The sequence below is a fragment of the Streptomyces thermocarboxydus genome (genome assembly GCF_024760485.1).
Classification (GTDB): domain Bacteria; phylum Actinomycetota; class Actinomycetes; order Streptomycetales; family Streptomycetaceae; genus Streptomyces; species Streptomyces cellulosae.
The window spans coordinates 2,442,675-2,468,806 of sequence record NZ_CP058273.1 but is presented as its reverse complement, the minus strand read 5'-3'; the positions used below and the strand labels follow the sequence as shown (position 1 = coordinate 2,468,806).

The 26,132-nt window shown below is 72.2% G+C and carries 25 protein-coding genes, 1 tRNA gene and 1 pseudogene; 14 read left to right on the top strand and 13 right to left on the bottom strand.

Going from position 1 to position 26,132, the window contains the following annotated elements; translation table 11 throughout:
- Positions 1–4: 4 nt before the first annotated feature.
- The 3 genes from AY578_RS11370 to AY578_RS11360 are packed head-to-tail and all read right to left on the bottom strand — an operon-like array spanning position 5 to position 3,810.
- Entirely contained in the window at positions 5–1,429 is a 1,425-nt protein-coding gene (locus AY578_RS11370; RefSeq protein ID WP_136239772.1) for an exopolysaccharide biosynthesis polyprenyl glycosylphosphotransferase, read from the bottom strand.
- Positions 1,426–2,673 (bottom strand): glycosyltransferase family 4 protein, encoded by a 1,248-nt coding sequence (locus AY578_RS11365; protein ID WP_136239776.1) that lies wholly within the window; start codon positions 2,671–2,673, stop codon positions 1,426–1,428. The genes AY578_RS11370 and AY578_RS11365 overlap by 4 nt, the downstream gene beginning before the upstream one ends.
- A gap of 45 nt (positions 2,674–2,718) precedes the next feature.
- The gene (locus AY578_RS11360) at positions 2,719–3,810 is read right to left on the bottom strand and encodes a DUF3344 domain-containing protein (RefSeq protein WP_136239771.1); all 1,092 of its coding nucleotides are present in this window, start codon (positions 3,808–3,810) and stop codon (positions 2,719–2,721) included.
- 325 nt (positions 3,811–4,135) lie between these two features.
- Here AY578_RS11360 and AY578_RS11355 point away from each other — a divergent pair, with 325 nt between their 5' ends.
- Positions 4,136–4,948: a hypothetical protein gene (locus AY578_RS11355; protein ID WP_258902330.1), complete on the top strand. Its 813-nt coding sequence runs from the start codon at positions 4,136–4,138 to the stop codon at positions 4,946–4,948.
- A 161-nt stretch (positions 4,949–5,109) separates the two neighbouring features.
- A complete protein-coding gene (locus AY578_RS11350; protein WP_019527567.1) occupies positions 5,110–5,376 on the top strand; it encodes a hypothetical protein in 267 nt (88 codons plus the stop codon).
- Positions 5,377–5,554: 178 nt separating this feature from the next.
- Here AY578_RS11350 and AY578_RS11345 read toward each other — a convergent pair whose 3' ends face one another.
- The gene (locus AY578_RS11345; RefSeq protein WP_028959252.1) at positions 5,555–5,794 is read right to left on the bottom strand and encodes a chaplin; all 240 of its coding nucleotides are present in this window, start codon (positions 5,792–5,794) and stop codon (positions 5,555–5,557) included.
- 315 nt (positions 5,795–6,109) lie between these two features.
- On the opposite strand from AY578_RS11345, the gene AY578_RS11340 reads away from it, so the two are divergent.
- From AY578_RS11340 to AY578_RS11325, 4 genes are all read left to right on the top strand, one after another.
- Positions 6,110–6,382, top strand: coding sequence for a hypothetical protein (locus AY578_RS11340; protein WP_019527569.1), 273 nt, complete (start codon positions 6,110–6,112; stop codon positions 6,380–6,382).
- 107 nt (positions 6,383–6,489) lie between these two features.
- Positions 6,490–6,753: a hypothetical protein gene (locus AY578_RS11335; RefSeq protein WP_037779503.1), complete on the top strand. Its 264-nt coding sequence runs from the start codon at positions 6,490–6,492 to the stop codon at positions 6,751–6,753.
- A gap of 214 nt (positions 6,754–6,967) precedes the next feature.
- Positions 6,968–7,237, top strand: a complete 270-nt coding sequence (locus tag AY578_RS11330; protein WP_258902329.1) for a hypothetical protein — start codon at positions 6,968–6,970, stop codon at positions 7,235–7,237.
- A gap of 295 nt (positions 7,238–7,532) precedes the next feature.
- Positions 7,533–7,673 (top strand): hypothetical protein, encoded by a 141-nt coding sequence (locus AY578_RS11325; RefSeq protein ID WP_258902328.1) that lies wholly within the window; start codon positions 7,533–7,535, stop codon positions 7,671–7,673.
- A gap of 92 nt (positions 7,674–7,765) precedes the next feature.
- Here the strand turns inward: AY578_RS11325 and AY578_RS11320 are convergent, their stop codons facing one another.
- Complete coding sequence (locus AY578_RS11320; RefSeq protein WP_258902327.1) at positions 7,766–8,734, bottom strand: alpha/beta fold hydrolase; 969 nt, start codon at positions 8,732–8,734, stop codon at positions 7,766–7,768.
- Between the two features lie 203 nt (positions 8,735–8,937).
- The gene (locus tag AY578_RS11315; RefSeq protein WP_258907320.1) at positions 8,938–9,705 is read right to left on the bottom strand and encodes a hypothetical protein; all 768 of its coding nucleotides are present in this window, start codon (positions 9,703–9,705) and stop codon (positions 8,938–8,940) included.
- Positions 9,706–9,881: 176 nt separating this feature from the next.
- On the opposite strand from AY578_RS11315, the gene AY578_RS11310 reads away from it, so the two are divergent.
- Positions 9,882–10,439 (top strand): hypothetical protein, encoded by a 558-nt coding sequence (locus tag AY578_RS11310; protein ID WP_136239766.1) that lies wholly within the window; start codon positions 9,882–9,884, stop codon positions 10,437–10,439.
- Positions 10,440–10,473: 34 nt separating this feature from the next.
- Here the strand turns inward: AY578_RS11310 and AY578_RS11305 are convergent, their stop codons facing one another.
- Complete coding sequence (locus tag AY578_RS11305; RefSeq protein ID WP_136239765.1) at positions 10,474–11,058, bottom strand: hypothetical protein; 585 nt, start codon at positions 11,056–11,058, stop codon at positions 10,474–10,476.
- Positions 11,059–11,140: 82 nt separating this feature from the next.
- A tRNA-Arg gene (locus tag AY578_RS11300) sits at positions 11,141–11,216 on the bottom strand.
- A 323-nt stretch (positions 11,217–11,539) separates the two neighbouring features.
- Between AY578_RS11300 and AY578_RS11295 the strand changes: the two genes are divergently transcribed.
- The 4 genes from AY578_RS11295 to AY578_RS11280 all read left to right on the top strand — a co-directional run bounded on the left by AY578_RS11295 (position 11,540) and on the right by AY578_RS11280 (position 17,548).
- Positions 11,540–13,150, top strand: a complete 1,611-nt coding sequence (locus tag AY578_RS11295; RefSeq protein ID WP_019527595.1) for a dynamin family protein — start codon at positions 11,540–11,542, stop codon at positions 13,148–13,150.
- Positions 13,151–13,153: 3 nt separating this feature from the next.
- The gene (locus AY578_RS11290) at positions 13,154–15,058 is read left to right on the top strand and encodes a YfjP family GTPase (protein ID WP_258902326.1); all 1,905 of its coding nucleotides are present in this window, start codon (positions 13,154–13,156) and stop codon (positions 15,056–15,058) included.
- Between the two features lie 276 nt (positions 15,059–15,334).
- Positions 15,335–15,838, top strand: coding sequence for a single-stranded DNA-binding protein (locus AY578_RS11285; RefSeq protein WP_258902325.1), 504 nt, complete (start codon positions 15,335–15,337; stop codon positions 15,836–15,838).
- 288 nt (positions 15,839–16,126) lie between these two features.
- Entirely contained in the window at positions 16,127–17,548 is a 1,422-nt protein-coding gene (locus AY578_RS11280; RefSeq protein ID WP_258902324.1) for a Cys-Gln thioester bond-forming surface protein, read from the top strand.
- A gap of 36 nt (positions 17,549–17,584) precedes the next feature.
- On the opposite strand, the gene AY578_RS11275 is transcribed toward AY578_RS11280, so the two are convergent.
- The 3 genes from AY578_RS11275 to AY578_RS11265 form a co-directional block, all read right to left on the bottom strand.
- On the bottom strand, positions 17,585–18,085 hold the full coding sequence (locus AY578_RS11275) for an HAD domain-containing protein (protein WP_258902323.1): 501 nt from the start codon (positions 18,083–18,085) through the stop codon (positions 17,585–17,587).
- 318 nt (positions 18,086–18,403) lie between these two features.
- Positions 18,404–19,495, bottom strand: coding sequence for a cation diffusion facilitator family transporter (locus AY578_RS11270; RefSeq protein ID WP_019527600.1), 1,092 nt, complete (start codon positions 19,493–19,495; stop codon positions 18,404–18,406).
- A 136-nt stretch (positions 19,496–19,631) separates the two neighbouring features.
- The gene (locus AY578_RS11265; protein WP_258902322.1) at positions 19,632–20,519 is read right to left on the bottom strand and encodes an aminoglycoside phosphotransferase family protein; all 888 of its coding nucleotides are present in this window, start codon (positions 20,517–20,519) and stop codon (positions 19,632–19,634) included.
- A gap of 185 nt (positions 20,520–20,704) precedes the next feature.
- Here AY578_RS11265 and ettA point away from each other — a divergent pair, with 185 nt between their 5' ends.
- The 3 genes from ettA to AY578_RS11250 are packed head-to-tail and all read left to right on the top strand — an operon-like array spanning position 20,705 to position 23,452.
- Positions 20,705–22,369: an energy-dependent translational throttle protein EttA gene (gene ettA, locus AY578_RS11260; protein WP_026244242.1), complete on the top strand. Its 1,665-nt coding sequence runs from the start codon at positions 20,705–20,707 to the stop codon at positions 22,367–22,369.
- Positions 22,370–22,373: 4 nt separating this feature from the next.
- Positions 22,374–22,790 carry an acyl-CoA thioesterase gene (locus AY578_RS11255; RefSeq protein ID WP_019527603.1) on the top strand — a complete coding sequence of 139 codons (417 nt, stop codon included), beginning with the start codon at positions 22,374–22,376 and terminating at the stop codon, positions 22,788–22,790.
- Complete coding sequence (locus AY578_RS11250) at positions 22,787–23,452, top strand: DUF8185 domain-containing protein (protein ID WP_258902321.1); 666 nt, start codon at positions 22,787–22,789, stop codon at positions 23,450–23,452. The genes AY578_RS11255 and AY578_RS11250 overlap by 4 nt, the downstream gene beginning before the upstream one ends.
- A 178-nt stretch (positions 23,453–23,630) precedes the next feature.
- On the opposite strand, the gene AY578_RS11245 is transcribed toward AY578_RS11250, so the two are convergent.
- Both AY578_RS11245 and AY578_RS11240 read right to left on the bottom strand, forming a co-directional pair.
- Entirely contained in the window at positions 23,631–24,608 is a 978-nt protein-coding gene (locus AY578_RS11245; RefSeq protein ID WP_028959259.1) for an ABC transporter ATP-binding protein, read from the bottom strand.
- A gap of 40 nt (positions 24,609–24,648) precedes the next feature.
- Positions 24,649–26,132, bottom strand: a pseudogene (locus AY578_RS11240) (ABC transporter permease); the annotation flags it as partial.

Sequence of the window (26,132 nt, the reverse complement as noted above, 5' to 3'; positions counted from 1 at the left end):
GACGTCAGCTCCCCGTCGGACGGACCAGCGTGACCGCCGTGCGCAGCAGGATGCAGACGTCCTGCCACAGCGACCAGTCGTCGATGTACGCGTTGTCGAAGCGGGCGCGGTCCTCGATCGAGGTGTCACCGCGCAGGCCGTGGACCTGCGCGAGACCGGTGATGCCGGTGCGCATCCGGTGCCGGGTGGCGTAACCCGGGTACGTCTCGATGAACTGGGCGACGAAGAAAGGCCGTTCGGGGCGCGGCCCGACCAGGCTCATGTCGCCGCGGAGCACGTTCCACAGCTGGAGCAGCTCGTCCAGCGAGGTGCGGCGCAGCATCCGGCAGAAGCGGCGCATCTCGTGCTCGTTGGCCACGCTCCACCGGGTCGCCGACTCGTGCTCGTCGACCGGCCGGTGGGTGCGGAACTTCAGCAGCGTGAACGGCCTGCCGTCCCGCCCGATGCGCTCCTGACGGAACACCACCCCGGGTCCGTCCGAGAGTCGCAGCGTCACCGCGCACACCAGCAGCAGCGGGCTGACCAGCAGCAGCAGCGTCCCCGACACCAGGATGTCGAGCAGCCGCTTGCCCGCGCCGCCGGCCCGCACCGGCGCCAGGTCCAGCCGCCGGCACGCGAACCCGGCCACCCGCTCCCGCGCCGGGTACGGCGCCGCGTCCGCGTCGACCTCCCACACCACGCACCCCGACGCGGCCAACGACCGCAGCAGCGCGGCCTGTTCGGTCCGCACCGACGGGCCGACTGCGAGCACCGCCCGCACCCCGTTCTGGATGACCGCCCGGTCGACCTCCTGGTCGGTCCGCAGCAGGGGAACGCCTCCCTCGGAGCCGTCCCCCTGCGTGGCGACGACCCCCACCGGCCGCACCCCGCTGCGGGGATGCCGCAGCACGGCGGCGGCCACGCGCTGCGCGGTCGCCGCGGGCCCGATCACCAGGGCCGCGCGCGGACGGCGCAGCAGCGCGGCACGCCGCCGCCCGTGCACCAGCGCGCGCAGAGTGCCGGCCGCCGTCACCTGCACGGCGAACCCGGCCAGCACAGTGACCATGGACAGCACGTCCCGCGGATGCAGCGCCGCCCACAGCGCGGCGGCGGCCAGCCAGGCCACCGCCACCCGCCCGCACACGGAGGGCAGTTCCTCCAGCAGCGCCGGCACCGGAGTCCGTCCGCCGCGCGGGCGCAGCAGCAGCGACGCCCCGGCCAGCAGGGCGAGGAGAAGCGAGGAATGCCCGGCGGCCGCCCACCAGGCGAGCAGGGCCGCCGCGCCGTCCGCGAGGAGCAGGGGGACGGGGGAGGCGGGCCGTTCGGGGGGCCGGGCGGCGGGCGGCCGGGAAACGGCGCCTGAACCGCGTGGGGGCATGACGGATACGGGGGAGGACCCGTGCTCCCGCGGTGCGACACCGGGGGAGGTCACGGTACGTTCGGCGGTCACGAGTGGATGGACTCCCTGTCCTCTGAGTGCTCGACGCGCTGTGTCGTCCGGTCGTCCTCGGCGCCGCCGGCCGTCAGGGGCGGGTGCGCCCCGGAGCCGGCCGGCCGGGCGCCGAGCAGATCGCGGTAGACGCCGGCGACCGCCCTCGCGGTGTGCCGCACGTCGTGGAGGGACAGCACATGGCGGCGGGCCCGGTCGCCGAGGGAGGCGCGCAGCGTCGGGTCGAGCAGCAGCGCGGTCACGGTCCGGGCCAGCGCCCGCGGGTCCTCCGGCGGTACCAGGCAGCGGCCGGCCAGCGCCGGCGGCAGGCTCTCGCGGGCCCCGTCGACGTCCGTGACCACCACGGGCCGCGCGCAGGCCATCGCCTCCAGCGGCGCCAGCGCCATCCCCTCCCAGCGGGACGGAAGGACGACGAGGTCGGCTGCCTGGTACCAGGGCGCCGCGTCCGCCACGGCCCCCGCGAACACCACGGAGCGCGGCGCGCCGGCCCGCAGCCGTCCCTCGTCGGGACCGTCGCCGACCAGCACGAGCCGCGCCCCGGGCACCCGCCGCCGTACGGCGTCCCAGGCGCGCAGCAGGACGTCCTGCCCCTTCTGCCGGCACAGCCGCCCCACGCACACGACGAGCGGCGCTTCCGTGTCCGCGCCGTGGCGGGCGGTGAGCCGGGCCCTGACGGCGGCGGTGTCCTCCGCGGGCCGGAAACGCTCGGGGTCGATGCCGTTGGGCACGACGGTCCACCGCCCGCGGATCCCGGCGTCCACCCCGGTGTCCCGCTCCGCCTCGCTCACGCAGATCACCCGGGAGGCCCAGCGCGCCGCCCACCGCTCCCAGCGCAGGGCGAGCGCGGCCGTGCTCCCGCCGACCGCCTCGAACGACCAGGCGTGCGGCTGGAACACGGTCGGGATGCGCCCTCGCACGGCGAGCCGCCCGGCCAGCCCCGCCTTCGCGCTGTGCGCGTGCACGAGGTCCGGCCGCACGCTGCCGATGGCGTCGGCGAGTTGCCGCACCTCCCGCACCAGCGAAGGACCGGGCGAGCGGGTCGCCTCCCAGGTGCGGACGTGCGCGCCGAGGGAGCGCAGCCGGGCGGCGAGGGGGCTGTCCGGGCAGACGGCGGCGACGTCCATGCCGTCCGCCAGCTGCGCCCGCACCAGGTCGGTCACGACCCGGGCGACGCCTCCGTCGACGGGCTGGGTGAGGTGCAGGACCCGCGGCCGGCGGCCGGGCGGTGTCAGGTCCGTGGGCACGGCTTCCTCGCTCACGCAGGTGTGGGGACGGTGGGGGGGGCAAAGTCACGGCCGGGCGTCGACGGCGGCGAAGAGCACGCCGGCCCATGCGGTGTCGCGCTGGGAGATGAGGCGGAAGGACGCCTGGTCGCCGGCGCGCGTCAGAAGCCCGTCGAGGCCGAACACGTCGGAGTCGTAGCCGAGGGTGTTGGCGTACGAGGGCACGCGCGAGGAGGGCGCGTCCGCCGGGTTGGAGATGGTGGAGTTGAGTACGTCGTCCGCGGGGTTGGCGCCGTTGCCGAGCGCGGTGGCCGTGTCGCCCGCGGTCAGGACGAGGGAGTCGCCGACGGTGCCGCGGTCGCCGTTGTAGGCCACCATGCCCACCCGGCCCCCGGCGGCCGCCGGGAACGGCACGTCGCGCAGGGTGAAGGTCGCGCCGGAGTCACCGCTCAGCCGGGCGAAGCCGTCCCACACCGACAGGTGCCGCAGCGGCTCGGCAGCGTTCTCGTACGCCACCACCAGCGTCCAGCCGCCCCACGCGCCGTCCGCCGACCGTCCGCCGGCCACGTTGATCTGCCCGACCGTGTAGAGCCCGGACCCGCTGTCCCGCACCAGCCGTGTCACGTCGGCGGAGGCCTGGAAGGCGTCCATGCCGCCCGCCACGCGGTGCCCGACGAGGGTGTCGGCGAGCAGCTCCTTGTAGTTGCCGCCCGGCTCGGCGATCAGCACGCGCCCGTTGTCCTCGGCCGGCTTCTGCTCGCCGACGAGCAGGTTGCCGCCCCAGTACAGCCGCGCGTACGTCACCCGCGACCCCTTGGGCAGCCGCACCTCCCCCTGGGAGGAGTTGTACGTGTTCTTGTCGTCGTCGACGTCGATGTAGTGCATGTCGAAGTCGCCGTTCACCCCCGGCCGCGTGCCGTTCTGCACCGAGCGGCAGGAGGACGCCGAAGCCCGGCAGGTCGCGGAGGAGTTGGCCGCACGCACGATGTTGCCGTGCTGGAGGGCCCGGTAGCGCTCGCCGAAGGGGAGTACCTCCGCCTCCGGGGCCGGTGCGGCGGGCGCGGCGACGGCGGTGGGGCCGCAGGGCGCCCAGAACGCGGTCAGGGCGAGGACGCCCACCGTCGCACGGCGAAGCAGCTGACCCAGGGTTTGGCGCATGACCGTTCGGAGCCTTTCGGAAAAGGGTGGCGGGGGGCACGGCAGCGGGGACGAGTGCGGTGCGTCCGCCCGGTGAAGGTGCGTCGGAGCACCGCAACTCTAGTCACCAAGCGGACAAACAGAGCGAAATTCGCCTAAGTGAGACAAGTGTGTTGGAATCGTGAAGCCGGGTACGCCGCGGGAGCATCCCCGCATCCCGGCTCATCTGCTGGAAAGCGCATCAGGGTGACGCCGCTCCGGCCCGAAAGGCGTACGCCCGGTTGCGGGACTTCGTGGACGCTTCGACGGTGGGTCCAAGATCCGAAGCTCCGCGAAAGGACTCTCCATGCGCGCTCTGCCGGCCCGGCGCATCGCATTCGGCGCCCTGTGCGCCGCCCTCCTGACCACCACCACCGGCCCGACCGCCCTCGCGGCCGACGCCCACCCAGGACAGGACCCGGCGGTCTCCCTCGCCGCACGGCTGCCGCAGACCGACACGGCCCGGGCGGACCTGACCCCGGTCACCGACCTGGCCCGCGCGATCCTGTCCGCGCCGGACGGCCGACTCCCCCTGACGGAGGCCCAGCGGCTGGCGACGGCGGCACGGGAGGCGGTGGAACGGGCGGGGGCGGACGACCCGGCGGCCGCCGCCATCAACACCCCCGCGCTGCTCGCACCTCTGCTGCCGGGCGCGCCGGCGTCGGCGTCAAACGTGCTGTCGCCGACGGCGGAGGAGGATGACGGTACGGGGGCCCTGGGCGCCGTGCGGGAGGCACTGGACAAGCTCTTGGACCTGCTGCTCCCGAAGCCCGACCAGGCGGCGGCCGACAGTACGGCCACGACGACGGACGAGGCCTCGTCGACCTCCGAGACCTCCGTGTCCGGCACGACGGAGAGCACGGAGGCCACCGACGGGACGTCCGCAACGGACGAGACCGCCGTGGCGGACGCGGCCGACGCGGCGGCGGAGGCGGCGGCCGAGGAGGCACTGACGTCGACCGACGAACTGCTGGCCCGCGTGGAAGAGCTCCTCGACGCGCTGACCGGAACAGACCCGCAGACGGCCACGACGCTGCCGGCGCCCGCGGAGCCGGCGGAGTCCGCCACGTCGCCCGGCCTGCTTCCCGCCCTCACGTCGCTGTTGCTGCCGAATTCCTGAAAGGCGACTGGACGCATCGGACGCTCCGTCAGCTCATAGAATTCGTATTTCGTATGAGGACTCGGCAATCTTCGATTTCACGGTTTCCGCCACGGCCGGGGATCGTTGTGCACGGTGACAGAACCACTCCGGCGACTTGCGTTGCCGAAGAAAGGAACACGATGAAGTCCCTGAAGGCTGCCGCCGTCCTTGCCGGGTCCCTGATCGTCGCCGGTGTCGCCGCGCCCGCGTACGCCGACACCACCGACCTGGCGTCCACCGGCCTCGACACTGGCCTGCGCACCGCGGTTCCCTTCGAGCTGATGCCGCTGCAGGACTCGAAGACGCTCGAGACCGACCAGGAATCGGTGATGGGCACCGCGAAGGAGGCGGCGGGCGTCGTGAACCAGGTCAAGCCGGTGCGCGGCGACGTGGGACTGCACGCCTGACCTTTCCCACCCCCAAGCATGTGGCCCCCGGTGCAACACCGGGGGCCACATGCTTTTCCGCTCGGGAAGAGCCGGCATACAAGAACGGCATACAAAAAGGAGCCCCGGAGGCGTAAGGCCGCCACCGGGGCTCCCGATGCTCTACGACGGACGTCCGTGGCCGTAGACCGCCGGGCTGCTACTTGTTCACGCAGTAGTTGCCGAAGGCGGGGTTGAGGGCACCGAAGATGTTCACGGTGTTCCCGCACAGGTTGACGGGGATGTGGATCGGAACCTGGATCGCATTGCCCGACACGACGCCGGGCGAGTGGACGGCCGCACCCTCGGCGCCGGAGTTGGCCGAGGCCATACCGGCGCCGCTGAACACCATGGCACCCGTGCCGAGAGCCAGGGTGGCCGCCTTCGCGATGCGAGACATCACGTTCTCCTTACTGACTGGTTAAGCGCGGCAGCACGTCTAGCGCCGCACGTACCGCTCAACGCGGGATGGCGGCCCGGGTCACGGGGAATGTCCAGAGATCACTCTTTGATGAGTTTTGTTCCTGACGGCAAGTGAGTCGCGCGCTGTCGTTCGCCCGTCCGGCGTCATCCTGCGCCTCTCTGACCTGCATCTTCGTGTCAAACGTGCATATTTAGGCGTTTCGGCTACCAAAAGTCGCAAACGTCGCTTAGGTTGGCAGCGTTCGGTGACAGGTCCACTACGGACTGTGTCCACATGAGAAACGGAGAGGTAATGCGTAAGTTCCAGAAGGCCGCGGTCGTCGTGGCCATGCTCGGTACCGTCGGGCTCGCCGGTTCCGGAGTCAGCTACGCCGGCGAGGGTCCGGAGTTCGAGTTCAACAACAAGCAGACGACGGTCTGCCCGCAGGACAACTCGACCCTGGGTCTGGTCGCGGTCGACGACGTCAACGCCGGCGTCGGCGCCCTCCTCGGTCTCGGCATCGCGAAGAACGAGGAGACCAACTCGATCGCGTGTGCCTCCAGCGTGGCTCTGGGCGGTCACTGACCACCCTCCGGTGGCTGAGGGCAGGTCCTGGTCTCGCCTCTCGTGGTTCGAGACCGGGACCTGCCCGGCCGGCCGTCGTTCCGGCGGATCTGTTGCAGAAAAGGTTCATGGTGAAGTCGAAGAAGATGGCGGCGGCCGCAAGCGTACTGGCAAGTATTGCTCTGCTCGCATTCGGAGCGGTTCCCGCGGTGGGTGCCGAAAATCCCGGGACGTGTGCGAAGGATGACAAGGGGAACCTCCGCTGCGTCCAGGTGCGCGAATACCGGGTCACCCAGACGGATGAGCGTGTCCGTATCGACAACAACATGTCGCAGACCTGCTCGGGCGGCAAGGGTGAATTGAGCTGCGCGAGCGACCTCGTCGTCGGTTGAACACCTGGCGCCGAAGGCTGCGCGGTGGCGTCACGCTCGGTTCAGAAATTCGCCGGACGGATTTTCTGAGCGGGCGACCGCGGCGCGGAGATTATTTTTCGCAATTCCAGCGCCATTCGGCGTTTCTCTATCAATTGCCGCAAGGGTCGTCCTAAATTTGGCGGCCGTCAGTGATCGGTCCGTCCGGAGCGGTCAATCGAAGAATGGAGAGGCAATGCGCAAGTTCCAGAAGGCTGCGGTCGTTGTGGCCATGCTCGGCAGCGTCGGCTTCCTCGGCGCGGGCGTCAGCCACGCCAACGGCGACCCGGCCGTGGAGCTGAACAACGAGCAGGCGACCGCCTGCCCGCAGGACAACTCGGCGAAGGGTCTCATCGTCATCGACGACGTCAACCTGGCCATCGGCATCCTCGGCCTGGGTGTTGCCGAGAACAGCGAGACGAACTCCATCCAGTGCGCCAGCAGCTTCGCCGCCGGCGGCGAGTGATCACTGCAGGGTGATTCGGGCAGGCTCCGGAGTCCTGTCGTCCATCGGGCGGCACGGGCTCCGGGCCTGCCCGGTTCGTTGGATGAGGCAGGTGTTCAAGGCGTCGCAAGCGGTGTCGCCGTCGGTCTAGGTGGCGCCGAGCGTGAGGAATAGGCAGATGTTCGAGTGCAAGACAGCGTCAGCGACGGTCGCGGTTCTCGGAGGCGTCGTCCTCCTCGGCCTTGGAGGCGGCCAGGCCGTCGCGACCGAGACCCCTGCGACATGCTCCGACGACCGCTAGGGCGACATCCGGTGCGTGGACACCAGTGAGCGCGAGCTCACCAGCAGGACATACGGGAAAGTCCACATCGTCAACGACGTACGGCAGAGCTGTTCCGGCAAGGACGCCGACGTCTCCTGCAAGACCAGCCTCACCGTCGACGGCCAGCAGGTCTGACGCTCGTCGCCAGGCACCAGGAAGGGCCGGAACCCCTCGTAAGGTTCCGGCCCTTCCTGGTGCCCGGGCGCTTGAGGACTCGAGACCGGGGGTCACGCTTGGGCGTGGAGGCGGGCAGGGCAGGGCACCTCGACATCGGTGCAGTAGGCCAGCCCTTCGACGGACAGGTCCGTGCAGAAGCGGGCGATCAGGTCCGCCGACTCCTCCCGACGCTCCACCGTGACGAGGTGGTCCGCCTCCTTCACGGTGGTGAACAGCGCCCCCGGCATGGTGGCAGCCAAATCACGCCCCATGTCCGGCGTGCACAGGGTGTCGTACTCCCCGGTGAACACCAGCGTCGGCACCCGCGGCACCGGCAGTGGCTCGTAGCATCCGTGCGTCACCAGCCGGATGTTGTGCTCGACGGCCTTCCTGATCTCGTCCTGCGTCTGGTTCAGGAACTGCCGCTGGAGCAGCCGCGCCACGGCCGCGTGCCGGCGCACCTTTCCGGCCTCCGGGTTCGACATGAACAGCCGCACCAGCCCCTCCGCGGCCCCCGCGATGTCACCCCGCTCCAACGTCTCGGTCAGCCGCGGCACGGCCTCGCTGTAGAGCGCGGGCAGCCGGTTCGCCGCGGCTGCGAAGACCATGCGCTTGACCGACTCCGGATGGCGCTGCGCGAAACGCAGCCCCACGACCTCACCGAAGCAGCCGCCGAACAGATTCACCTCGGGCACGCCGACCTCCGTCAGCATGTGCTGCACCGCGTCCCCGAGGAAGCTGATGTCGTACGAAGCCGGGAGGAAGTCCGAACTGCCGTACCCGGGAAGGTCCACCGTGATCAGCGTGCACAGCGGCGCCAGCCACTTCTCGTGGCTCTGCCACGAATACCGGTTCTGCGACGAGCCGCCCAGCAGCAGCAACGGCTCCGTCTGCGGTGAGCCCTGGTGGACGATCCGGCAGGTGTACCGGAACCCCTCGAACGCCAGCTTACGCTCCTCCGCCTGCTCGGGCTCTGAGGGAACGGGCCGGGATCCCTCCACACGGGGTGGGGCCTGGGCGGCGATGGCGGCAGTGCGCATGAGCGGCTCCGAGAAGGGCGGAACGAGAACGATGGTGAACCGCTCCATCCTTACCAGTGAACTCACTATTGAGGCGTAACCACCCAATTGTGGGCGATCCTGGTTAAATTCCCAGCTCGGTACGGATGTTCGCCCGCCCGGACACAGCGGTAAGTGCCCGCGTGGGGGAGCGCATGCGCACGCGAGCGCCCCCCTGGCGGCACCTAGCGGACGACCACGTAGTCCCCGGCCGACGCCTTCGCGCCGGAGGTGGTGTTGCCGTAGTACACCCAGCGCCAGGTGCCGGACCGCGTGGCCTTCACGGTCGCGCGCAGTGAGCCTGTGCTGCTCGACTTCACTCTCCGCACCGTGGTGTACGAGGTGGCGCCCGCCGCCTTGAACTGCAGGCTCACGGTGCGGCCCGCGTAGCCCTGGTACTTGTGAGTGTCCCAGTTGGCCCGGGTGACCTTCCCGGTCACGGTGAGCGTCCTGCCCTTCCGAAGCGGCTCCGGCGAGGCGTTGACGGTGAGGCGGGTGGCCCGCTTGACCTGAAGCGGGACCTTCACGTCGTCGATGTCGTGCTTGTCGCCGGCGAGCCATACGCGGCCGGCGGTTTTCCACGCGCCCGCGTCCTCGTTGCCGAAGTCGTAGTGGCGCGGGTCGATGTACAGCCGCTCCTCGTAGTCGCAGATGCCCTTGGCCCGGTTCACCACCTTGCAGTCGGAGGTCTCGATCGTGTTCCACAGCTGGTCGCCGGACTCGAGGCTGCCGCGGTAGGGGAACACGGCCACCCCCGGGTCGTGCCTGAGCTTGGTCGTCATCCGGAAGGTCGCGCGCACCACGACCTCCTCCTTGACCCCGATCACGATCGGCTTGCCGCCGTTCACCTTGACGTTGCTGAAGGAGACCCCTCCCTCAGCCGCCCCCGCCGGCACCGCGGAGACCGCCGTGAACACGAGCGTGGCCCCGCCGGCCACCAACGCGCTCCACATGGCCCTTCTCGTCCTCAAGTGCCCCTCCCCTTCACCTGTGACCCGCTCATGTCGAGCGGCTGATTAGGGGACAGGGGAGGCCGGTACGGGGTTGCGGACACAGCGGCAACGATTTGATCACTCCGCACCCTGTGGCACCGTGCGGTCCGTACACGGAGCGAAGAAGAGGGGACGTCGTGGGCACGTACCAACAGACCGTTGTGGATCTGGACGTCTCCGCGGAGGAGGCGAGTACATACGGTCGACGCGGCAGGGAGTGGCTGGAGAACATGGGGATCATCCGCGCGGTGCCGTGGCAGGGCGAGGTGGCGTACTTGACCGGACCACGCTGGAGGGAAGCCGTGGAAGTCCCTTCCTGGGACTGGCGAGCCGGGATCAGGGACGTGAAGGAGGAGCCGTGCGGCGAACTGCACGTCGTCACGGGGCGGACGGTCTTCGCCGCCGCGCCGGGGCCCGCCGTCCCGGCGATCTGTCCCCGCTGCGCGGCCCCCGTCCCGGACGGGCCTGTCGAGGCCATCGGCACCTGGTACGAGACAGGCTCCGCCGACGTCGACTGCCCGGCCTGCGGGCGTGATGCGCCACTCCGCGACTGGGAGTGGACCGACGACTGCGTCGCCTTCGGCTACCTGGGTTTCCAGTTGGACGACTGGCCGCCCCTACGTCCCCGCTTCGCGGACAGTTTGAGGCGGGCGCTGGGCGGACACCGTGTCCGCGTGGTCGCTGGGAAATCCTGAGCGCCTGGGGCGAGCCTGTGTCGCACCGCGTGAACTACTCGCTCAGCCCCACCACGCACCACCCACGCCGGGCCGCCTCGGTCAGGACGTCCCCCCACTGCGTCAGCAGATCCGCGAACGCGTCGAAGTCAGAAATCCAGCCGTCGGGAACTGCGGCATGCTCGGCGAACGGCCCATGCAGCTCGTCGAGATGAGGGCGCGCGCGGTCCCAGGCCGCGGCCAGCTCCCGCACGCTCTCCGGCGACCGCGCGAGCACCACGCCGCGGCCTCCCTCGCCGAAGAACCCCGTATCGGTGTGCTCGGCCTCGCCGTCCGGTCCGTCCCAGACCAGCGCGCTGAGCAACGCGTCCAGTTCGGTGCGCAGCGAGGGGGCCACGTGGTCGCGGACGGGTTCCCATCGGTGGCCCGCCCAGAAGTGCGGCTTGAAGGAGCCGAGGGTGTCCGGGAACTCGTACACGGCGAAGACGGAACTGTCCCGTCCCTGTGGCCACGCCCACCCCTCGTCGCCCGCCGGCGCGTCGGCGTACCAGGCGTTCCGCAGCCGCGGCAGCCGTTCCCGCGGCGGGACCCGCGCCAGCCATGAGCGGTCGGCGATCACTACGGTGATGTCGAGCCCCATGGCGGGGAGCGTACCGACCCTGCCTGCGTCACACGCACCGCGCCGAGCAGCGGAAAGCCCTCCCGACGGGGAGGGCGGACACTGGCGCCCCCGGCAGGACTCGAACCTGCGGCCAAGCGCTTAGAAGGCGCCTGCTCTATCCACTGAGCTACGGGGGCCGGGTGTGGTGGCCGGTCGTCGCGGTGCCCTGGTGGGGGCCTGTCCTCGACGTTGCCGCAGACAAGGATAGGGCTCCCGCATCCTTGTCCCTGTCGCCTCGCCTCCGTGGCTCGATGTGGAGGTTCGGTGAAGCGGTCCTGATAATCGCAGGCAGGTACGAATCGTGCACTCGTTTTGGCCTCTGGCGCATCGGGTGTTGTGCACTCGTTATGCCTCGGCTGTGCGCGCGTCGCAGACGCCCCTTCCATCCGCTTGTGTCCTGTCGGCACGCAGACATGCTCATATGCTTCAGAATTACCCTGAAATTGGGCATTCTTCGCATGTGGTGACCTTGGACGTACGGCCTCAGCTGCTCGACGCACTCTCCGCCCTGCGCGACCGTGTCGCCGCCGCACGCTTCCCGCTGCCCCTCGCCGGGGCCGCCCGCGCGCGTGCCAACCGCGACGAACTGCTCGCCCAACTGGACGACTACCTGATGCCGCGGCTGAGAGACCCCGGGGCGCCGCTGCTGGCCGTCGTCGGGGGATCCACCGGAGCCGGCAAGTCCACGCTGGTGAACTCGCTCGTCGGCCGGCGCGTCAGCGAGGCGGGGGTGCTGCGGCCGACGACACGCACGCCGGTGCTCGTCTGCCATCCGGAGGACCACCACTGGTTCAGCGGGATGCGCGTACTGCCCGACCTCACCCGCGTCTGGGTGCCCCACCACCAGGACCCCGCCGACGACCTGCTGCTGCCCGGGGAGGACCCCGCGCGCGTCCTGCGCGTCGAGACCGCCGACACCCTGCCGCCCGGCCTCGCCCTCCTCGACGCCCCCGACATCGACTCCCTGGTCTCCGACAACCGGATCCTCGCCGCCGAGCTCATCAACGCCGCCGACATCTGGATCATGGTCACCACCGCCGCCCGTTACGCCGACGCCGTCCCCTGGCACATGCTGCGCACCGCCAAGGAGTACGACGTCAGCCTGGTCACGGTGCTCGACCGGGTGCCGCACCAGGTCGTCTCCGAGGTGTCACGGCAGTACGGCGCCCTCCTCACCAAGGCCGGACTCGGCGACGTACCCCGGTTCACCGTGCCCGAGCTGCCCGAGTCCGCCTGGGGCGGCGGGCTGCTGCCCGGCACCGCCGTCGCCGCGCTGCGCAGCTGGCTCGTCCACCAGACCCTCGACCCGGCCGCCCGCCAGCACGTCATGGCCCGCACCGCGTACGGCATCCTCGACTCGCTCAACTCCCGGCTGCCCGAGCTGGCCGGCGCCGCCGCCGCCCAGTACGCCGCCGCGCTGCGCCTCACCTCCGCCGTGGAGACCGCGTACGACAGCGAGCACTCGCGGGTGCGGGGGCGGCTGCAGGCCGGGGCCGTGCTCGCCGGGGACGCCCTCAAGCGGTGGCGCGCCTTCCCCCTCGACTGCACCCCCGGCGAGCTGCTCGACACGCTCGTGGAGAGCCTCAGCGCGCTCCTGCTGTGCGCCGTCGCCGCCGCCGACGAACGCGTCGACGAGGCCTGGCGGCGCGAGCCCGCCGCCGACGCGCCCGAGCTGGCCGCCCGCGACAGCGGCCAGGAGAGCGTCGAGCACCGCATCGGCCTCGCCGTGCGGCGCTGGCGGCGCGAGCTGGAGGAGCTCGCCGAGGAGGAGGTACGCGAGCTGGAACGCGGCGTCGCGCCCGAGCCCGAGACGGTCACCGCCCTCGTCGCCACGGTCCTCCTCGGCGGCCGCCGCGCCCGGACCGCCGGGGAGACCCTCGCCGAGCGGATCGGCGCCCACGGCGCGCTGCGGCTGCGCGACCGCGGCGGACGGCTCCTCGTCTCCCACGTGGACAAGATCATGCGCGCCGAACGCGAACGCCGGCTCGCCCCGGTCGACACGCTCGAGGTGCACGCGGAGCCCCAGCCGGAACTCATCGCCGCGTTGTCCGTACTGCAGAAGGAGAGGTGACCGGTGACCGCCGTCACTGACCAGGACCACACCGAGCACCCCGAGCACACCGAGCACACCGAGCACACCGAGCACCCCGAGTCCTCCGACAGCGGCGGGAGGCCCGAACGCCCCGCCTCCGCGGACGGCGCCGGCGCCTGGGACGACGGGCTGATCGCACGCCGGATGAACGGCACCACCGGCACCCCCGGCACCACCCCCGGCACCGCCTCCGGGGCCGTCTCCAGGGCCGTCTCCAGGACTCCCTCGGACGAACGGCCCGTCGTGGCGGAGCCCCGCGCCTCCACACCGCAGAAGGTGGTCCCCCCGTCGTACGACCCGCAGCTCGCCTCCCGACTGGACGCGCTGCGCGAGCTGGTCGGGCTGAGCCGCGCGCGCCTCGACAACCGCACCCTCTCCCAGGCGGGACGCGTGCTCGACGAGGCCGCCGCGCGGCGCCGGCTCTCCGGGCAGCACACCGTCGTCGCCATCGCGGGCGCCACCGGCAGCGGCAAGTCGCAGCTGTTCAACACGCTGGCCGGGGTGCCCATCTCCGAGACCGGCGTACGGCGTCCCACCACCGCCGCCCCCATCGCGTGCAGCTGGAGCGACGGTGCGGCGAGCCTCATCGAACGCCTCGGCATCCCGCCCCGGCTGCGCCGCCGCCCCCTCCAGGCCATGACGGACGCCGACGAACGGCTGCGCGGGCTCGTCCTCGTCGACCTGCCCGACCACGACTCGGCGGCCGTGGAGCACCGCGAGCAGGTGGACCGGGTGCTGGGGCTCGTCGACGCGGTGATCTGGGTCGTCGACCCGGAGAAGTACGCGGACGCCATGCTGCACGAGCGCTACCTGCGGCCCATGGCGGCCCACGCCGAGGTCATGTTCGTCGTCCTCAACCAGATCGACCGGCTGCCCGGCGAGGCCGCCGAACAGGTCCTCGACGACCTGCGGCGGCTGCTCGACGAGGACGGCATCGTGCTGGGCGAGTACGGCGAACCCGGCACGACCGTGCTCGCCCTGTCGGCGCTCACCGGGGACGGCGTGGGCGACCTGCGCGAGGCGCTCGCCCGGTTCGTCGCCGAGCGCGGGGCGCCCGCCCGCCGGATCTCCGCCGACGTCGACATCACCGCCGCCCGCCTGTGGTCCGCGTACGCGACGCGCCGGCGCACCGGGCTGAGCGAGGAGGCGCGGGAGGAGTTCTCCGACCGGCTCGCGGACGCCGTGGGCGCCACCGCGGCGGGCGAGGCGGCCGAACGCGCCTGGCTGCGCAACGCCAACCGCGCCTGCGGCACCCCCTGGCTGCGGCTGTGGCGCTGGTGCCAGGCGCGGCGCGAGCCCACCACCGGCAGGGTCCCGCTCGGCGGCCGGCCCGACGAGGAGGTCACCGCACGCCAGCGGGTGGAACAGGCGGTCCGCACGGTCGCCGACCGCGCCTCGACCGGACTGCCCGCGCCCTGGGCGCAGGCGGTGCGCGAGGCGGCGGTGCGCGGGTCGCAGGGGCTGCCTGAGGCGCTCGACGAACTCGCCGTACGGGCCGGACTGCCGCCGGGACGCCCGCCGCGGCCGGGATGGTGGCCGGTGGCCGTGCTCGCCCAGGCGTCGATGACGATCCTGCAGTTCGTGGGCGGGCTGTGGCTGCTCGGGCAGATCATCGGCGTCGTGGCGCCGAACCTGGGCGTGCCGGTGCTGCTGATGGTCATCGGGATCGTGGGCGGGCCGCTCGTCGAGTGGAGCTGCCGGATGGCCGCGCGGGGGCCGGCACGGCGGTACGGGCTGGAGGCGGAGAGACGGCTGCGTGAGGCGGCGGCGGGGTGCGGGCGTGCCCGCGTGCTGGATCCGGTGGCGGCGGAGCTGCTGCGGTACCGGGAGGTGCGGGAGCAGTACGGGCGTGTGGCGGGGGTGACGACGGGGGGCGGAAGGCGCTGAGGCCCGCTTCGGTCCGGGGGAGGGGAGGGGAGGGGAGCGGAGAGGAGCGGGCGGGGCACTCGTCCGGGTGGCGGAGTTTTCCACAGGGTGGGGGCGGTCCACAGGGCTCGGCGGGGTCCGGCCCGGCGGAGGCAGTCTGACTGCGCGGTGACCACGGAGCGCGAGGCGTTCCGCGGTCATCACGCCAGACGGCAGCCGTACGGGACGGACCCGTACGCGTATCCGCCCGGTGCCGGCGAGGAAGCCGGCGGGGTCCGGGCCAGGGAGGGAAACGCGATGAACGAGACGATGGTGTGCGTGGTGGGCAACGTGGCGACGCGGCCCGTGTACCGGGAGACGGTCTCCGGACCCTCGGCGAGGTTCCGGATCGCGGTCACCGCGCGCTACTGGGACCGGGAGAAGAACAGCTGGGCCGACGGGCACACCAACTTCTTCACGGTGTGGGCCAACCGGCAGCTCGCCACCAACGCGGCGGCGTCCCTGTCGGTGGGTGAACCGGTGATCGTGCAAGGCCGGTTGAAGGTGCGGACGGAGACACGGGAGGGGCAGCCCGACTGGATGTCGGCGGACATCGACGCGGTCTCCGTCGGACACGACCTCGCCCGCGGCACGACCGCCTTCCGCCGTACACCGCGCGCGGAACTGAACCCGGCGTCGGACCGCTCCGAACCCGCCTGGGAGACGGACCCGGCCCCGTCACCGCCCGCTGACGGGGCGACGACGGACGTCGACAGCGACGCGACGGCCCAACTGCGGCCGGAAGCAGCCATGGTGACGTGAAATCAGGGGTGACCGTCCGTGTCGGCCTGCGCCGCGGCGGCTGTCCGAACCGAGGCTTATCGGCGGGTCCATGGCGAACCGTCCTGCGTGGATTTGTCGATAAGCCCTGTTCAACGGCGTCCTGGCGATAACGATTCCGATTCGGATCACCGCTCCGACGCGATCACCGGCAAGCGCTGTCCGACGGCTCCTTAGGATGCCGGGCATGGCTCCGGGGTTCTCGGGGCCGGAGATTCTGCTGGTGGGACCGTCCCCCCACGTAACGGGTCCTGCTCGGAAGGGAATTCGGTGTCTGTTTCGTTCTCCGCGCGGCGCCTGCGCGGACGTGGGTCGGCCCGCCTGGCGGCGGGAACGCTGGTGACGGGGATCGTCGCCGCCACCGTGCTCGCCGGTGCGGGAACGGCCTCCGCGGGCGACCCCGGGACGATGCCGCAGCACAACGGAGCGGCCGCGACGATCGACGGGCTCAAGACGTACGGCGCGGCCGTCATCCACGGGGCCGCCGGTGACATGCAGGTGTCGGCGGGGCTGTTCGAGATGTCCGTCGAGGGCGGCGGCATGCTGCACACCTACTGCGTCGACATCCACACCCCCACCCAGCAGGACGCGAAGTACCACGAGACCGCCTGGAGCGGCACCTCGCTCGGCACCAACAAGGACGCCGGCCGGATCCTCTGGATCCTTGAGCACTCCTACCCGCAGGTGAACGACCTGGCGGCGCTCGCGAAGAAGGCGGGCGTCCGGGGCCAGCTCACCGAGCAGGACGCCGCGGCCGGCACCCAGGTGGCGATATGGCGCCACTCCGACGGCGTGGACGTCGACGCGCTCGACCCGCAGGCCGAGCAGCTCGCCGACTACCTGGAGAAGAAGGCGAAGAAGGCGGCGGAGCCGCAGGCGTCGCTGACCCTGGACCCGCCGGTCGTCGCCGGCCGCCCGGGCGAGCGGCTCGGCCCGGTCACCGTCCGCACCGACGCGCGGAGCGTCACGGTCTCCCCGCCCGCGGACGCGGCCACCTCCGGCATACGGATCGTGGACGCCAAGGGTGAGCCGGTCACCACCGCCGGCAACGGCAGCAAGCTGTACGTCGAGGTCCCCGAGGACGCGGAGGCGGGCACCGCCCAGCTGACCGTGCAGGCGGCGACGAGCGTGCCGGTCGGCCGTGCCTTCGTCTCCGAGAGCCGCAGCCAGACGCAGATCCTGGCCGGGTCCAGCGAGTCGACCGTCTCCGCGACGGCGAGCGCCAGCTGGACGGGTGAGGGCGGGATACCGGCGGTGTCCGCCCGCGAGAACTGCGCCGCGGGCGCGGTGGACGTCACGGTCGCCAACCAGGGTGACGCCGCGTTCGCCTTCACGCTGGCGGGCGCCGAGTACACGGTGGAGGCGGGCAGCTCCCACACGGTGACCGTCCCGCTGAACGAGGACCAGCCGTACGACTTCACCGTCGAGGGGCCGGACGGCTTCCAGCAGCGCTTCACCGGGATGCTCGACTGCCGTACCAAGGCCGCCGAGCTGGGGACGACGACCCAGACCGTCACGGGTCCGACGCCGAGCGCGGTCTCCGTCCCGGACACGGACACCAACCTCGCCGAGACCGGCGCGTCGAGTGCCACTCCGTGGATCACCGGCACCGCCATCGCGCTGGTCGTCCTCGGCGGCGCGGGCCTGGTCATCACCCGCCAGCGGCAGGGCGCCTCCGGCGATCACGGCTGACGGAGGACGGACGCGGGGCTTGTGCCCCGCGGCGCCTCACGACGGGCGGCCGAGGGCGGCGAGCCAGTCGGTGAGGGCGCGGAAGTCGGAGTCCTGGAGGCATCGGGCCGGGTCGACGCGGTGGAGCAGCGCCGGCCCGGGGTGGGCGGCGGCGACCCACTGACGGTCGACGGCGCCGATCTCGTCGTCGACCCAGACGAACGGCCGCCCGCCGGCCCACTCGACGAGGGGCCGGGTCTTCCAGTGCAGGCCGCGAGGGCCTGGCTCGTCGGCCTCCGGCCAGTCCAGTACGGGAAGCCTCGGCAGCCCGAGGCGCGGTGCGACCACGTCGTTCGCCTCCTCTCTCCATGTGGTGGCCCACACGAGCGAGCACCCCAGCGCGAGCAGGCGGGCGCCGAGGGCGGGGTCGAGACGGGCGAGCAGGGGGTTGCCGTCGTCGGCGGTGGCTGCCGGGGGAGGGGGCTGCGGTGCCCCGAACGGGATCAGCGGGCCGTCGACGTCGAGGAAGAGGAGGGGACGCTCCGCTGAGGCACTCATGCGAGGGTGCCGGCTACGCGGACGCCGGGGGGCAGCGCGGCCCGTTCCGCTTCGGCGAGGAGGACGCAGAACTCGTTGTTCGCCACCGTCGAGACCATGCCGGTGATCCTCTCCGAGCGAGCGGGCGGGCGCTACCGGAAAGGCCGAAGAGACGGACTCACGGATGTGGGCGGTGGACTCGGAGGGCGTGTGTCGAACGCGGAGCCGTGGGGGCCGCCGGGGCGGTCCAGTACCCCGAGGGCGGCAGCGTCGTCCAGGGCCGAGAAGTACGCGCACCCGACCATGAGGTGATCGCGGCATGCGCCCCCTCGGGCGGGGTCAGTTCGAGGTGGAGGGGGCGGGTGTGGGGGCCGTCCGTCGGCCGGCCGAGGTGTGGTGGTGGAGGACGGCGTGGGGGTCGTCCTCGACCGGGGTGTGGTCCGTGTGGACCGTGGCGGCCGTCAGGCGGGGGACCGCGTGGATGAGGGCGTGTTCGGCGGCGACGGCGATGCGGTGGGCCTCGACCACGGTGAGCCGCGCGTCGACGACGATGTCCGCCTCGGCGCGCAGGGCGTGGCCGATCCACCGCATCCGCACCTGACCGGTGCCGAGGACGCCGTCGACACCGCGGAGCGCGGCGTGGGCCGTGGCGACGAACGCCGGGTCGACGGAGTCCATCAGCCGCCGGTAGACCTCGCGGGCCGCGTCCCTGAGGACCAGCAGGATGGCCAGAGTGATGAGCAGCCCGACGACCGGGTCGGCGGCGCGCCAACCGAGGGCGGCGCCGCCGGCGCCCAGCAGGACGGCCAGGGAGGTGAAACCGTCGGTGCGGGCGTGCAGGCCGTCGGCGACGAGGGCGGCGGAGCCGATACGGCGGCCGGTGCGGATGCGGAAGCGGGCCACCCATTCGTTGCCGACGAAGCCGGCCAGCGCGGCGCCCGACACGGCCCAGAGATGGGTGACGTCGCGGGGGTTGAGGAGCCGGTCGACGGCCGTCCAGGCGGCCAGGACGGCGGAGGCGGCGATGGTGGCCACGATGAGGACGCCGGCCAGGTCCTCGGCACGGCCGTAGCCGTAGGTGTAGCGGCGGTTGGCCGGGCGCCGGCCGAGGAGGAAGGCGATGCCCAGCGGGACGGCGGTCAGGGCGTCGGCGGCGTTGTGGACGGTGTCGCCGAGCAGGGCCACGGACCCGGACAGGGCGACGATCACGGCCTGGACGACGGTGGTGACGCCCAGGACGACCAGCGAGATCCACAGTGTGCGCATGCCCTCGCGGGAGGTCTCCATCGCGGCGTCCACCTTGTCGCCGGCCTCGTGACTGTGGGGGGTGAGGAGGTGGGCGAGGCGATGCCTCCACCGCCTCGGCCGCCGCGTCCGCGTGGGCCGCTCCTGCCGGTCATGGTCGTGGTGTGCGTGCTGCTTCCCGTCCATGCGGGACACCGTGGCAGAAGGAACGCATTGCGGCTACAGCCGTCGTACATGGCCTGACCAGGTGCGATGCGCTCGCAACAGCCGCGAGCGCGCACCTGCCCCGACCTGTCGCACGGCCGTCCGCCGCGTCAGCCCGTCAGCCCCTCAGAACCCGATCGAGCGCCGCCCGGCCCGCCGGGCCCCACGCCGGCTTGCCGCCGGGAAGGCCCAGCTCCCCGTTCCGGCCCATCAGCATGAGGAACAGACTCTTCAGCGCGGCCAGCCCACGGGCGCGACGTATCGTCCCCGCGTCCGTGTCCCCGTACGCGGCGAACAAGCGGGAGGCGGCGCCCGCGGGAAGGATGACCCATGCGGCGGCGAGGTCCCACGCGGGATCGCCCGCGAACATGTCGCCGAAGTCGATGACCCCCGAGAGCGTCCCGTCCGAGACGACCACGTTGGCCGGGTGCAGGTCGCCGTGCACCCACCGCGGCGGCCCCTCCCACTCGGGCGCGGCGACGGCGTCGTCCCAGACGGCCCGGACGTCGCCCGCGAGGCCGGCGGGGACGACGGCGTGGAAGAACCGGTCGAAGCCGTCCGTGCACTCCTTGGGATGTCCGCCGCGGTCCCTGCTGACCGGCGCGTCGGCGGGCGCCTCCACATGGAGCGCCCGGAGGAAGCCGGCCAGGGAGTCGGCCGAGTGGTCGCCGCGGCTGATCGAGGAGCAGTCCAGCGGATCGCCGGGCACCCACGTCATCACGGTCCAGTGCTTGGGGAAGCGGGCGGACGGTTCCCCGGACCGCACCGGGGTGGGCACCGGCAGCGGCAGGCGCGGGGCCAGCACGGGCAGCCACCGCCGCTCGTTGAACTGGAGCTCCGGGGTGGGGTCCATGCGCTGCATGCGCACCGCCAGTTCGTCCCCGAGGCGCCACATCTGGTTGCCCCAGCCGCCGTCCACCTCGCGGACGGGGAGCCCCGCCAGGTCCGGATGCTGCTCCCTCAGCAGCTCGCGGACCAGATCGGCGGTGATCTCGATCTCGGTCATGCGGCTGCACAGTACGGGAGGGAACGCGGGGCCATGACCGACAGTGACGGTCCCGCCGCGCCCCGCGCCCGCATCCCCCCAGGTCAGCGGCCTTAGGTGATACGGGTTTCCCCCCAGGGGTGGCGGTCGGGCAAGATGGGGTGTATCTGCCCACTGCCAGATTTCAAGTTGCCGGACGGTTTCTCTTGGCTGAGTTCATTTACACCATGCGCAAGGCGCGCAAAGCGCACGGCGACAAGGTGATCCTCGACGACGTCACCCTGAACTTCCTCCCTGGGGCGAAGATCGGCGTCGTCGGCCCGAACGGCGCCGGTAAGTCGACCGTTCTGAAGATCATGGCGGGGCTTGAGCAGCCCTCGAACGGTGACGCGTTCCTCACCCCCGGCTACACCGTCGGCATCCTGCTCCAGGAGCCGCCGCTGGACGAGTCGAAGACGGTCCTGGAGAACGTGCAGGACGGCGTCGCCGAGATCAAGGGCAAGCTCGACCGGTTCAACGAGATCGCCGAGCAGATGGCGACCGACTACTCCGACGCGCTGCTCGAAGAGATGGGCAAGCTGCAGGAGGAACTGGACCACGCGAACGCCTGGGACCTCGACGCCCAGCTCGAGCAGGCCATGGACGCCCTGGGCTGCCCGCCCGGCGACTGGCCCGTCACCAACCTCTCCGGCGGTGAGAAGCGCCGCGTCGCGCTCTGCAAGCTCCTCCTCGAGCAGCCCGACCTGCTGCTCCTCGACGAGCCCACCAACCACCTCGACGCCGAGTCGGTGAACTGGCTGGAGCAGCACCTCGCCAAGTACGAGGGCACCGTCGTGGCCGTGACCCACGACCGGTACTTCCTCGACAACGTCGCCGGGTGGATCTGCGAGGTCGACCGCGGCCGGCTGCACGGCTACGAGGGCAACTACTCCAAGTACCTCGAGACGAAGGCCGCCCGCCTCAAGGTCGAGGGCCAGAAGGACGCCAAGCGGCAGAAGCGCCTCAAGGACGAGCTCGAGTGGGTGCGCTCCAACGCCAAGGGGCGCCAGGCCAAGTCCAAGGCGCGTCTGGCCCGCTACGAGGAGATGGCCGCCGAGGCCGACAAGATGCGGAAGCTGGACTTCGAGGAGATCCAGATTCCGCCGGGCCCCCGGCTGGGCAACGTCGTGGTCGAGGTCAACAACCTCACCAAGGGCTTCGGTGAGAAGCTCCTGATCGACGACCTCAGCTTCACGCTGCCCCGTAACGGCATCGTCGGCGTGATCGGCCCGAACGGCGCCGGCAAGACCACGCTGTTCAAGATGATCCAGGGCCTCGAGCAGCCCGACTCGGGCACGATCAAGGTCGGCGACACGGTCAAGATCTCGTACGTCGACCAGAGCCGCGAGAACATCGACCCCAAGAAGACGCTGTGGGAGGTCGTCTCCGACGGCCTCGACTACATCAACGTCGGACAGGTCGAGATGCCGAGCCGGGCCTACGTGTCCGCGTTCGGGTTCAAGGGTCCGGACCAGCAGAAGCCGGCCGGTGTGCTCTCCGGCGGTGAGCGCAACCGCCTCAACCTCGCGCTCACCCTCAAGCAGGGCGGCAACCTGCTGCTCCTCGACGAGCCGACCAACGACCTCGACGTCGAGACGCTCTCCTCCCTGGAGAACGCGCTGCTGGAGTTCCCCGGCTGCGCCGTGGTCGTCTCCCACGACCGGTGGTTCCTCGACCGCGTGGCCACGCACATCCTGGCCTACGAGGGCGACTCCAAGTGGTTCTGGTTCGAGGGCAACTTCGAGTCGTACGAGAAGAACAAGATCGAGCGGCTCGGCCCGGACGCCGCCCGTCCGCACCGCGCCACCTACAAGAAGCTGACCCGGGGCTGATCTCTTGCGGCACATCTACCGCTGCCCGCTGCGCTGGGCGGACATGGACGCGTACGGCCACGTCAACAACGTGGTGTTCCTCCGCTATCTGGAGGAGGCCCGTATCGACTTCCTGTTCCGCCCGGAGAAGGACTTCCAGCAGGGGTCCGTGGTGGCGCGCCACGAGATCGACTACAAGCGGCAGCTCGTGCACCGGCACCACCCGGTCGACGTCGAGCTGTGGGTCACGGAGATCAGGGCGGCGTCCTTCACCCTCACCTACGAGGTGAAGGACGACGACCTGGTCTACGTCCGCGCGTCGACGGTGATCGTGCCGTTCGACTTCGAGGCGCAGCGGCCCCGCCGTATCACCGAGGAGGAGCGCGCCTTCCTCAAGGAGTACATGGACGACTCCGGCAGCCAGGGGGCCGTCGCCGCATGACGGTGCTCCATCTAGCCGACGGGACGGAGGCGGCGGACCTCGCCGCCTTCCTCTCCCGGCTGCTCCACTACGACCGTGGAGCAGCGGTACGCCTGCAGGCCGCCGGCACGGCGCTCGCCGTGTTCGGCCAGCCGCCCTCCTTCGAGGTGCTGGCGATCCGCGCCGTGCGGCTGGCCAAGCCGTACGAGAACGGGCTCGAAGTCACCCTGGACGTGACCGTGTCCGCCGGTGAGCTGCTGGAGTCGGTGGACGAGTCCGCCGCCACCGCGGCCGTCCCCGCGGCGGTCACCGGGCCGCCGTGGGCCGGGGTGCTCCCGCCGCGCGGCGGCTGGCAGCCCGTACCGGGTCTGCCCGAGCCGGAGCTGCTGCGCCGGCTCGTCGCCGCCTCGGTCGCCGAATTCCGCTCCCGCACCGAGCAGTTGCCGCCCGAGCAGCGGACGCGGGCGGAACTCGACCGGATCGGGCGGGAGCTGTGGTCCCGCACGGTCGCGGACACCGGTCTGCCCGTGCGTGCCGTGCACGCCGCCCAGTCGCTCGGTTTCCTCCGGGGCGAGGACCAGGCGCTGTTCTCGTCCGGCTCCTGGCTGCGGCTGCGGACGCCCTACGGGTCCGTCGCCGTCCGACGGGCGGGCGTGGGGGCACTGGGACTCAGCGTTCGCTGAGGCGCGGGTTCGGGGCGCGTGAGGCTCAGCACCCGCCTGAGGGGGCCGGTTCGAGGGCGCGTAAGGCTCAGCATCCGCCTGAGGGGGCCGGTTCGGGGCGCGTGAGGCTCAGCACCCGCCTGAGGGGGCCGGTTCGGGGGCGCCTAAGGCTCAGCTCCGCTGAGGCCCGGCGCCCGTCTCACCCTTCCTCCCGCCCGCTGTCGTCCGGGCGGACCGCGATGTGGTCAGGTTCCAGTTCCAGAGCCACGCGGTCCCGCATGCCCAGCGCGCTGGTGTACTCCGCCGGGAGCTGGAGACGCCCCGCGCGGTCCAGCATCGCGTACTCGCGCGCGACCACCTTCTCGTGGCCCGTGGCCTCGTCCACCTCGCTGCGGCGCAGCACCTCCGTCGAGGTGCGGCCGTCGCGGATGGCGACCGTGCGGCTGACCTCGTTCGCCACCGCCTGGTCATGGGTGACGATCACGACGGTCGTGCCGAGCCGCTCGTTGGCCGTGCGGAACGCGGCGAAGATCTGCTCACCCGTGTGCGAGTCCAGCTCGCCGGTCGGTTCGTCCGCGAGCAGCACCGACGGGCCGCCCGCCAGGGCCACGGCGATGGCGACCCGCTGCTGCTGGCCGCCGGACATCTCGTGCGGGCGCCGGTCCCGGCAGTCCGCCACCTCCAGCATCTCCAGCAGTTCCAGCGCGCGTTCGGCACGGGCCCGGCGCGCGGAGCGGGAGCGTCCGCCGGGGCGGCCGGAGAGCTGCATCGGCAGCGCCACGTTCTGCGCCGACGTCAGATACGGCAGCAGATTGCGGGAGGTCTGCTGCCATACAAAGCCGACGACCTCGCGCCGGTAGGCGAGCCGGTCCCGCGCGGACATCGTCAGCAGGTCACGGCCCGCCACCCGGGCCGCGCCGGCCGTGGGGGTGTCCAGGCCGGCCAGGATGTTCATCAGGGTCGACTTGCCGGAGCCGGACGCCCCGACCAGCGCCATCAGCTCGCCCTCCCGCACCAGCAGGTCGAGCCCCTGGAGCGCCTGCACCTCCACGCCGTCCGCGGTGAACACGCGGACCAGGCGGTCGCAGGTGATGAGCGCGTCATGGCCGTACGCCGGCCGGTCGCGGCGGGCCGCGACGCGCTCGGTGAGGTCGGCGAGGGTCGGGTCCGAGGTCATCGGCAACCTCCTGCGGGGAGAGACACGGAGTCGGGCGGGGTCATCGCGCGTCACCCGCCCGGAGTTCGCGCACCGCGCCCCTGCGCCCGGACCACCAGGCCTGGGCCGCCGCGACGCCGACGGTCAGGGCGACCACCGCCAGCGCCGGCACCAGCAGGGACAGTTGGTCGGCGCGCAGCAGGGCGCGTCCCGCGGCGGGCGCGCCGGAGGCGACGGCGACCGTCGTCAGGTCGATGCCGGGCGCGAGCAGCCGTATCGCCGCCCACGCGGTGAGGGCGCCGCCCACCGCCGCGAGCAGCGCCTGCGGCAGCGACTCCAGGATCAGCAGCCGTCTGCCCTGGGCGCGGGTGAGGCCCATGGTGCGCAGCCGGGCCAGCAGCGCGGCGCGTTCCGGTGCGGCGCGCAGCAGGGTCAGCAGCAGGGCGAGCGCGGCGTACCCGGCGCCCGCCGCCACCGCGGCCGCGTAGACGCGCTCGGCGCCGGTCTGCAGGGGCGACTCGACGGTGGCGGCGGCCACGTCCGACCGGAGCCGGACCTGAGCGTCACCGCCCGCGGCCTTCTTCAGCGCCGCCGCGTCCGCGTGGTCGCCCGTGACCAGCAGCCCGGTGGGCGGTTCGAGACCCGCGCGCAGGGCGGAGCCGTCCACCACCAGGAAGTCGTCCGCGCCGAGGGCCGGTGTCCAGGTGCGCACCGCCACGATCCGCGCGGTGAACGAGTCGCCGTCGTCCAGGATCACCGGGAACGGGGCGTCGCCGAGCCGCTCCTGCATCTCGGGGGAGCCCAGCGCGGGCACCGCGTCCTCACCGTCCGCCTTCAGCAGGTCCGCGTCGAAGGCGCCGGCGTCCAGGCGGCCGCTCAGCGCCGCGTACGCGTCCGGTTCGACCCCGGCCAGCGACACGCGCAGGCTCGCGGCGAGCGCGGTGTAGGACACCTTCACGGGGGTGACGTCCTCGACGCCGGGGACGCGTCGTACGCGCTCCTCGACGTCCGCCGCCGCTCTCTCCCCGAGGTTGTCGACGCGGGCGTCCGCGCCGACGGCGAACACCGCGGCGCGTTCCCGGGCGTCGGTCACCCCCGTGAGGACCGAGCCGCCGAACGCGGCGGTGGTCAGCGCCGTCAGCAGCGCGAGCAGCGGCAGCACCGTGGAACCGCCCGCGCGTCCCGCCCGGGCCAGCGACAGCGGGCCCACCACGCCCCGCATCCGCCGCGCCGGGCGGGCCAGGCCGCGCAGCGGCAGCGGGTACAGGCGCACCAGCACCAGGGCGGCGATCACCGCCACCAGCACGGGGGCCAGCGACACCAGTTCGTCGCCGGTGGGGTCGCCCTCGGCGGACGTGCCGCGCGTGCGCAGCGTCAGGACCGCGCCCACCGCCACGGCCAGCAGTGTGAGTTCGGCGACCAGGCGCCGCTTGGTGGGCCGGGCCCGGACGACGTCCTCGCGGCCCGTGTGCACCCCCACCGCACGGTGGACGGCCACCGCGCGCAGCGGCAGCGCGAGGGCGGCGACCAGGGCGACGGCGCCCG